Raw genomic sequence first — 8,828 nt, 5'->3', positions numbered from 1 at the left:
GAAGTTAACTTTTGCCGAATTTGATCGGTTATTTGAGCTGGACAAATTACCATCGGAATGGCTAGTTTTGCTTACCAGTTTCTTGAAAATGCGACCCTAAATATTGGATAATCAACAGGCCTGTATTTAATGCAACATTCCGAGGGCAGGAAGCTAGCAGGGCTGCAAATTGTTGTACGAAATGCAACAATGAGCTCTCCCTAAGCGGCGAATGGGCGATGATTGTTGCAGAACGTACAACATTTCCCAAAAAACGGCACTATTCTAATTCAAATATTGCATTCTGTGCAACAATGAGCCCCGCCCCATCGCCCTATCACCACATCGCGGCAGCGCCGCATCGCGCCCCATCCATAATCTGGACACCGCCCGTTTAAGCAAGGCGGCTCTCGAACGGACCGGCTGCCAGCACCGTTTTATTTTTCCCGCTGTTCTTCGCTTTATATAGCGCTTCGTCAACCCGATTGAAGAAGATTTCCTTGCCTTCCCCGCTATTGTATGGAGCAATGCCGATACTGACAGTGACCGGTTTGCCGCCAAGAACCTCATGATGTTGACCGGAAATCGTTTTGCGCATGCGCTCCACGATCTCATATGCGTCTTCCAGCGATTTGTCTGTGAACAGCACGGCAAATTCTTCTCCGCCGTATCTTGCAGAAAAATCATTAGGCGATGCCAGTGATTGGATCGTCTTTGATACCCACTGAAGGACCGCGTCGCCGGCACGGTGACCGTAAGCGTCGTTAATATGCTTGAAATTATCGATATCTATAAGGGCCAGCTGCAGCGCAAGACGGTTCCGTTCATGCTGCTCGATAGATTTTTCAAAAAATTCATGAAAGGACATATGATTGTACAGCTCGGTAAGGGAATCGGTCTTGGACAACTTATCCATAACGACCGTTTGCACGAGTAATTGCTGATTCGACTCAACCGATGTGCGCAGATGAGCCATCATTTCTTTGCCGCGCATGATGATTCCCCATGCAATCAGGGAAAAGGACAAAAACATAATGGTAATGGTTATTAAGCTGACATAGGAAAATGCTGTGCGCATAGAAGGGCTGATAGCGTAAAGGATATAAATAGATGAAATTGCATTGACCAGCGCAAATAGCAGCTTTTTGCCTTGGAAATAAAAAATGGATACCATAACAGGCAAAAATGGCGCAAACAAGAGATAAGTGAGCGAATGATACGTATAAACGATTGTTGCCGCAATGATGACCGAGATAAAAATGAGTATGTAGTCTTGATACTTACCCTGGATCACCTTAAAGCAACATTCCGCCAAAAGCAGGATCAACAGCTGAATGAGTATCGGTTGTGTATAATCAGCGAAAGCGAATGATTGGTTAGCGGTATTCTCGAAAGCTAGATGGGCGCACTCCAGGATGATTGTGAGAAAAATAATGAGCCAAAATCCGTTAAGCAAATATCGATTCCAGCGTTTGCGATTACAATCCAATGTTTCATAATCCATAAGACTCACTCCAAAGGACCAGCTTCTTAATCAAGCTTCAATATACCATGAATGCATTTTCATTCCAATCCCCCAACTATTGGCTCGCTCCTCCTGTCGTATATATGCATTTGTTGCGCCATATACTGTTATAGAAATTATATTATCGGCACAACATAAATGATGCCCTTCAAATTGCACATTACGATTTATCGGGCTGGGCAATCCCGAAACAGGAATAGGAGTGAGCACATGGAACTATTTACCGTCTCAATGATGACTGCTTCCGAAGAAACGCTCAAGCAGCTGCTGCATTGTATAGAAAAACAATTCACTGACTTACATAGTGATCACACAGTGATGGGACGCTTCCGCTTTGAGACTAATGCAGAGACAAGAGAAATACGCTGCTTTGCCGATTTAAACTACTTCCGCCTGGCAGAGCATGGCGAGATCGTGTATCACAGAGCGGCCAACGCCTTTGCGGACTATATTGTGTCCGAAATGGAGCCGCTGCTGCTGAGAGCGATCATCCGTAAGCAGTTCAACTATGAAGAGCAGCAAGAAGCGGAAGAGATTGAGCGATATTGTCATACATTGCTTCATGACCCGGCTGCTACTCCGGAGGATAAGTTAGCTGAAGATACGCTTGCGCTTGATACCGAGCGCCGCAAAATGAAAGTTGCCAATGAATTGGAAGTATTCTTACATCAATATACGCGAATTCATCTCGATGGTTTCGCAACTTTTCGATTAACTTCCTATTGGGAGGAGCTGAGGGAGGTTGTTGCTTATGCGGTCGATGAATATGTTATGGATAAGCAGTATCAGGAATTTATAACATTGTTAAAATATTTTGTGAAAATGCAGGAAGTAAAGGTGCCGATCGTCAATGTGCTGCATAAGCAAAATAATGAATTTGAGCTCTATGACGAGCACTTTCAAATGCTGAAGACTGAGCCGGCCGATCGCATAGTTGTCGACATGCTGGAATCGGAAATGAATATGGAGGATATGATCGTAAGCACGCTTATTACAGTTTCGCCGAGCCGTATTGTCATTCACACTCAGCAGCCGGAGCTTACTGTTATTCGCACCTTGGAGACGATTTTTGAGCAGCGGGTGCAGCTTTGCGCCGCTTGCAGCCAGAGCAAGCCCTGCTTTGAGGAGGCGGCACAAGCAGTTTCGCTGCCGGGGCATTCAGCAAAATCGGTAACGATGCGGCAAATTCAAACTTGACCCGCAGCGCCTACTTTCTTATAATATGGGGAGGAAAAGCGTTGACAAAGACATGTATTTGCTAATGATGGCTTGTGACAGAGAGAGGAAACATGGCTGGAAGTTCCTTACAAGCACTGGTGGATATACCCCTTTGTAGCTGTCAGGTTGAACAAGGTTCGAACAATCGTTGGATCTTCAGTAAGCCGGACCGGGAATTCCCGTTATCGAATGCCAGAGGATCTCTATGCCAATTGAGATTGAATCTAGGGTGGAACCACGAGCAATCAGCACTCGTCCCTTTTTGGGACTGGGTGCTTTTTTGATTTTATAGAATTTATAAATTTTACTCGATAAATTCTATAAAATTTCAGGGGAAGAAACTTGCCTCGCGCCAAGGAAAGCGTCAGCCGTTTCTTCTCAATTTTATCCATCCAAAAGAAAAAAATTAGGAGCGATCGAGATGTCAATTCAAGTAAAGCTGCCTGACGGTGCAGTGCGTGAATATGAAGCAGGCGCAACGATCGAGGATGTAGCAGCCTCAATCAGCCCAGGACTGAAAAAGAAAGCAATTGCCGGCAAGGTAGACGGCAAGGTCGTCGATTTGTATACCCCGCTGGAGAAGGATGCGGCCGTGGAGATTGTCACGCTCGATACGGCTGACGGACTGGAGGTATACCGGCACAGTACAGCGCATTTGATGGCTCAGGCGATCAAGCGCATCTATGGCGATGATCATGTCAAGCTCGGCATCGGGCCTGTCATTGAAGACGGCTTTTATTATGATATTGATATGGAGCAGTCGATTACGCCGGATGATCTGGAAAAGATTGAAAAGGAAATGAACCGCATCGTCAAAGAGGATTTGCAAATTCGCCGCCGCGTCGTTAGCCGCGAGGAAGCGATTGCGATTTTCACGGAAATCAACGATCCGCTCAAACTAGAGCTTATTCGCGACTTGCCGGCTGAAGCGCAAATTACGATCTACGATCAGGGCGAATTTTTTGATCTTTGCCGCGGCCCTCATTTGCCGTCCACAGGGCGAATTAAAGCCTTCAAGCTGCTGAGCGTTGCCGGAGCTTACTGGCGCGGAGATTCGAAAAATAAAATGCTGCAGCGCATTTACGGTACCGCGTTCCAGAAGCAATCCGAGCTTGAGGAGCATCTGCATTTTCTGGAGGAAGCGAAAAAGCGCGATCACCGCAAGCTGGGACGCGAATTGAAAATGTTCACCTTCTCCCGCGAGGTCGGACAAGGACTGCCGATCTGGCTGCCAAACGGCGCCCGCGTACGGCGCACGCTGGAGCGCTACATTGTCGATCTGGAAGAGAAGTTAGGCTATGAACATGTTTACACTCCCGTACTGGCCAATGTTGAGCTGTATAAAATAAGCGGCCACTGGGAGCATTACAGCGAAGATATGTTTCCGAAAATGGAGCTGGACAACGAGGAGCTTGTCTTGCGTCCGATGAACTGTCCGCACCATATGATGGTGTTCAAAAGCGAGATGCGCTCTTACCGCGACCTGCCGGTCCGCGTCGCCGAGCTCGGCACCATGCACCGCTATGAAATGTCCGGAGCGCTGACAGGACTGCACCGCGTAAGGGCGATGACCTTGAACGATGCGCATATCTTCTGCCGTCCGGACCAAATTAAAGAGGAGTTCGCGCGGGTTGTGCAGCTCATTCAGCAAGTCTATGAGGACTTTGGCATCAAGGAATATCGTTTCCGCCTTTCCTACCGCGATCCGCAGGATACGGAGAAATATTTCCCGAATGATGAAATGTGGGAAGTATCGCAGCGCATGCTGCGCGAGGTTGCCGAGGAGCTGGAACTGCCATTCTTCGAAGCGGAAGGCGAAGCTGCGTTCTATGGACCTAAGCTGGATGTGCAAATAAAAACTGCGCTTGGCAAGGAAGAAACTTTGTCGACAGCGCAGCTGGATTTCTTGCTGCCGGAGCGTTTTGAGCTGGAGTATGTCGGCGATGACGGCAAAAAGCATCGTCCTGTCGTTATCCACCGCGGCATTATTAGCACCATGGAAAGAATGACCGCCTTCCTGCTGGAAAACTTTGCCGGCGCTTTGCCGCTGTGGCTCGCTCCGGTGCAAGCCAAGGTGATTCCAGTATCGACAGCCTATGAGGCATATGCGCGGGAAGTGCAGGAGCAGCTGCAAGCGGCGGGTATCCGCGTTGAGGCGGATCTGCGCAATGAGAAGCTCGGCTATAAGATTCGGGAAGCACAGCTGGAAAAAGTGCCGTATATGCTCGTCGTCGGCGAGAATGAAGCGAGCTCCGGTGCGGCCTCGGTGCGCAAGCGCGGCGAAGGTGATCTGGGCGCTCAGCCGATTGCCGGCATCATAGCGATGCTGTCCGAGCAGATTGCGACGAAGCAGCTGTAGACAGGCCATGCATAAAGCTTGAAGCAGTGGGGGAACCTTCCTAATAAGGAGGAGTTCAACCAAAATGCTTACAAGCTTTTTTGCTTATAAGAGGCGAATACTCATCATCTCTGCGGCGGCGATATGCGCTGCTGTATCAAGTATGGTCTGGGTCAATCATGATGCGGGCGCTGCTGCAGTGAACACCGATACACGCGGCGTGCAGGAGACTGCGGATATTCCGGCATTCGCTCCCGCTGCGCCGTTCGCTACCGTCGAGGTGATGGCAACCGGCTATACAGCCGGCATTGAATCGACAGGCAAGCGGCCGGGACATCCGGATTACGGTATCACCTATTCAGGCGTAAAGGTGCGCCGCGATTACGTTTCGACAATCGCTGCCGATCCGGCTATATTTCCAATCGGCACTCTGCTCTACGTTCCTGATTACGGCTACGCAGTTGTCGCAGACACCGGTTCAAAAATAAAAGGGAAAAAGATCGATCTTTATTTCGAAACGACGAAGCAAGTCTATGCGCAATGGGGCAAAAAAAGCGTTAAAGTGCATGTGCTGCGCAAAGGCGAAGGCAAGCTGACCGAAGCATGGCTGGAGCAATTGAATAATGCTGTGTTTGCTGAACGAAAAATTCCGGAAAAATGGCTGCGATCCTGATCGCGGCATTGCCGCCAAGCTGTTCTGAAATGCTGTCTTGCAGATCGCGGGGCAGCTTTTTTTGTTTTATCGTTAATCTGTTAACTCTACTTTTATTTTGCTGTCAAGTATGGTAGAATAATGCAAACGCTGTCAGAATGTAATTTGGAGCGGATGATGACAATGAATAGAGATGATATGCAGCGGGATACGATTCCTGAGCTTGCTTATGAACAGCATGAAGCGCGGCTCAGGGATCTCTACAATCAGATGATTCGTGTAGCCTATGCGAGGGTTAACAATAAGTCTGACGTCCATGATGCGGTACAGGAGGCATGGGTGCGCATTCTTACAAAGCAGGATACTTTGCGCGAGCAGAGCAAGCTGTATGCCTGGGCCAAGACAATAACGGCCAATGTCGCGCACAATATCAATCGTCAGATGCGGCGTGCGCAGCCATCGGATTGGATCGATGAAGAGAACGGCTATGCGGAGGTCGCGGCAAGCAATGAAGCCGAGCTTATGGTCGAATTATCTGAGCTGCTCGGTATGCTGGAGCCGAAAGCCCGAACATTGCTATTATATAAGTTCTATTATGGGTTCAAGGATCAGGAGATTGCCGATGCGATGAATGTACCGGTCGGTACAGTGAAGGCGCGCATACATCGGACGAAGCTGCTGCTGCGCCGATTGATGCAGGAACAGATGCAATTCTAACTCATACATAAAGCGCAAGGACTCACGGTTTCATGTATCGCGTGAGTCCTTTGTTATTGCTGCTATTTGCCGGCATCGGCCGCAAGCCGGAAGCCGATATTGCCTGAGGAGCTGTCGGGTGTATTTTTGCTGCGGGCCGCAACCCGATAGCGATTGCAGTAGGAGCGGTGACACAGGTAAGAGCCGCCGCGCATGGAACGGTTGCCGCTCGCGTCAGCCGTTTGCAGCGGGTTAATGCTATTCGTCTTGCGGTGATAATCGGCGGAAAACCAGTCCTTGCACCATTCCCATACATTGCCGGACATATTGTAAAGGCCGTAGCCGTTCGGCTCATAGTGATCGACCGGAGCTGTTCCGATAAAGCCGTCGCTAGCATTGTTTTTAATCGGAAATTTTCCTTGCCAAATGTTGCAGCGGTGTTGGCCGTCCGGCTTGAGCAAATCGCCCCAAGGGTATGTTTTTCCGTTCAGGCCGCCGCGGGCAGCGAATTCCCATTCCGCCTCAGTGGGTAGACGGCCGCCCGCCCACTTGCAATATTGGTAAGCATCGTTCCAGGAAATATGAACGACCGGATGATTCCAGCGTTCCCCGATATCGCTGCCCGGGCCTTCAGGATCGCGCCACCAGGCGCCGGGGACAGCCAGCCACCACGGCGTCCCGGGCGGACTTTGCACTCCGCTTGCTTTCAGCTCATCGGAAACGAACAGATGAAACACAAAGGACCAACCGAACTGCTCAGCTTCGGTTTTGTAGCCGGTTTGTTCAACAAAGCCGGCAAATTCCCGATTTGTAACGGCATATGGCGAAATATAGAAAGGAGATACCGTCACCTCGCGCGCCGGGCCTTCGCCGTCGGCCGGAAAGCCTTCGGCAGAGTCGGTGCCCATGCGGAAGGTGCCGCCCTGTAAAAGCACCATAGGTTGTGAAACGGCATGAGCGCCAGAATGGGGGATGGCTAAATCCGGCGCAGCAATTTCCGCTTGCGGATCGCCGGCCGCTTGGATATGAGACCGGGATGCGGAGCAGCATGAAGCTTTAGCTTTTGGCTCGGACATTATACGTGCATTTCCTCCTTATTGTTGAAAAGTTCAATATGGTTGTATTTTAACAGATTCATATGTGATCAACCAACTCCTTTTATTCAAAATGAAATAAAGATATGGCTTGCAGGAGCATATATATGACATTCAATCGCTTTGGATAGGGATGAATTGTTCATATTGGATGAAAGAGGGTGGGGATTGCCATTTGCCTCCGTCTCAAGACTGAGGAAAGTTCAATCGGCAGACTCTTATAACGATAACGCCAATTCGCTATACTAGCTATATAAAGAGAGCAACTGTAGGAGTTGATAAAAAATGAAGAGCCATTTTATAAGCCGTTTAATGTGGGGATTGTTTATTATCCTGTTCGGCATGGGTTTATTGCTGCGGCAAGCCGGCTGGATTGATTTCAGCATGGGACATTTGGTTTCTATATTCTGGCCGGTATTGCTTATTTTTCTCGGATTCACTGAGCTGTTGAAGCGAATGGTCAGCAGGCAAGGCTCCTTCTGGGGAGGAGCTGTGCTGCTAGGGGTCGGCCTCGTATTTTTAGGGCGGAATACCGGGCTCATGGCGTTGTCGTTCGGCGGTCTTTTCCGCTTTATCGTTCCGGCAGTGATCATTATCTACGGCTTGCGAATGGTGTTCAAGCCTAAAGATTGCGAGAACCGTTCCACTACAGACGACGATGGGTGGCAAGCTTACACTTCGGACCGCGAACGGCCAATCCCGCCGGCGCCGCCGCTTCATCCCGATCCGACAAAGCCGGAATCGGCACAGTGGGAGAAATTTGAAGAGCAGCAGCCTCGCATGCAGCAGGATCCGGTGAAGGACGAGTTTGAACGGAACCACGGCGACCGTTTCAGCAGCAAGCAAGAAAGAATGCGCCAGCGCGCAGAGCGAATCCGCGACCGTATGGAGCGTCATGCGGATAAGTGGAGCAGCCGGACAAACTGGTGGGACTATAACTCAAAAACACAGCAACGCTCCAGCTTTATCGGCGACGTCCATGTCGGTCAGGATTATTTTGAACTGCAGCCGATGAATATATCCCATTTTATTGGCGATACGGTGCTTGATTTGACGAAAGCGCAAATTCAGCCGGGCGAGACGAAAATTACGATTTCCAGCTTTATCGGTGATGTGAAAGTGTTTGTGCCTAACGATTATGAAATTGGCATACAAGTCGTAACCAGCGCATTTATCGGCGATGTGCAGACGCTCGACCGCAAGGAAGGCGGCATGTTCAAACATATGAATATCGAAACGCCTTATTACCACGAGACGGATAAAAAAGTGAAGCTTGTCGTTAGTACTTTTATTGGCGATGTGCGAGTGACGAAGGTAGGGTGACAA

At 49.4% G+C, this 8,828-nt stretch carries 7 protein-coding genes; 5 read left to right on the top strand and 2 right to left on the bottom strand.

Features of this window, described 5'->3' with window-relative positions; genetic code table 11:
* Positions 1–373: 373 nt before the first annotated feature.
* A complete protein-coding gene (locus ACFQ0N_RS37195) occupies positions 374–1,483 on the bottom strand; it encodes a GGDEF domain-containing protein (RefSeq protein WP_379335383.1) in 1,110 nt (369 codons plus the stop codon).
* A gap of 231 nt (positions 1,484–1,714) precedes the next feature.
* Between ACFQ0N_RS37195 and ytxC the strand changes: the two genes are divergently transcribed.
* The 4 genes from ytxC (at position 1,715) to ACFQ0N_RS37175 (ending at position 6,429) form a co-directional block, all read left to right on the top strand.
* Positions 1,715–2,701: a sporulation protein YtxC gene (gene ytxC, locus ACFQ0N_RS37190; protein WP_379335381.1), complete on the top strand. Its 987-nt coding sequence runs from the start codon at positions 1,715–1,717 to the stop codon at positions 2,699–2,701.
* A gap of 442 nt (positions 2,702–3,143) precedes the next feature.
* A complete protein-coding gene (thrS, locus tag ACFQ0N_RS37185; RefSeq protein WP_379335379.1) occupies positions 3,144–5,081 on the top strand; it encodes a threonine--tRNA ligase in 1,938 nt (645 codons plus the stop codon).
* 64 nt (positions 5,082–5,145) lie between these two features.
* A complete protein-coding gene (locus ACFQ0N_RS37180; RefSeq protein ID WP_379335376.1) occupies positions 5,146–5,733 on the top strand; it encodes a 3D domain-containing protein in 588 nt (195 codons plus the stop codon).
* A gap of 162 nt (positions 5,734–5,895) precedes the next feature.
* Positions 5,896–6,429, top strand: a complete 534-nt coding sequence (locus tag ACFQ0N_RS37175) for an RNA polymerase sigma factor (protein ID WP_379335374.1) — start codon at positions 5,896–5,898, stop codon at positions 6,427–6,429.
* Positions 6,430–6,491: 62 nt separating this feature from the next.
* On the opposite strand, the gene ACFQ0N_RS37170 is transcribed toward ACFQ0N_RS37175, so the two are convergent.
* On the bottom strand, positions 6,492–7,484 hold the full coding sequence (locus tag ACFQ0N_RS37170; protein WP_379335372.1) for a formylglycine-generating enzyme family protein: 993 nt from the start codon (positions 7,482–7,484) through the stop codon (positions 6,492–6,494).
* 303 nt (positions 7,485–7,787) lie between these two features.
* Here ACFQ0N_RS37170 and liaF point away from each other — a divergent pair, with 303 nt between their 5' ends.
* The gene (gene liaF / locus ACFQ0N_RS37165; RefSeq protein ID WP_379335370.1) at positions 7,788–8,825 is read left to right on the top strand and encodes a cell wall-active antibiotics response protein LiaF; all 1,038 of its coding nucleotides are present in this window, start codon (positions 7,788–7,790) and stop codon (positions 8,823–8,825) included.
* The last annotated feature ends 3 nt before the right edge of the window (positions 8,826–8,828 follow it).

This window comes from Paenibacillus sp. GCM10027626, assembly GCF_042676285.1.
In the GTDB taxonomy this organism is placed as follows: Bacteria; Bacillota; Bacilli; order Paenibacillales; family Paenibacillaceae; genus Paenibacillus_Z.
Note: the sequence above shows the minus strand (reverse complement) of the source record. Positions and strands in the feature narration are given on the sequence as shown.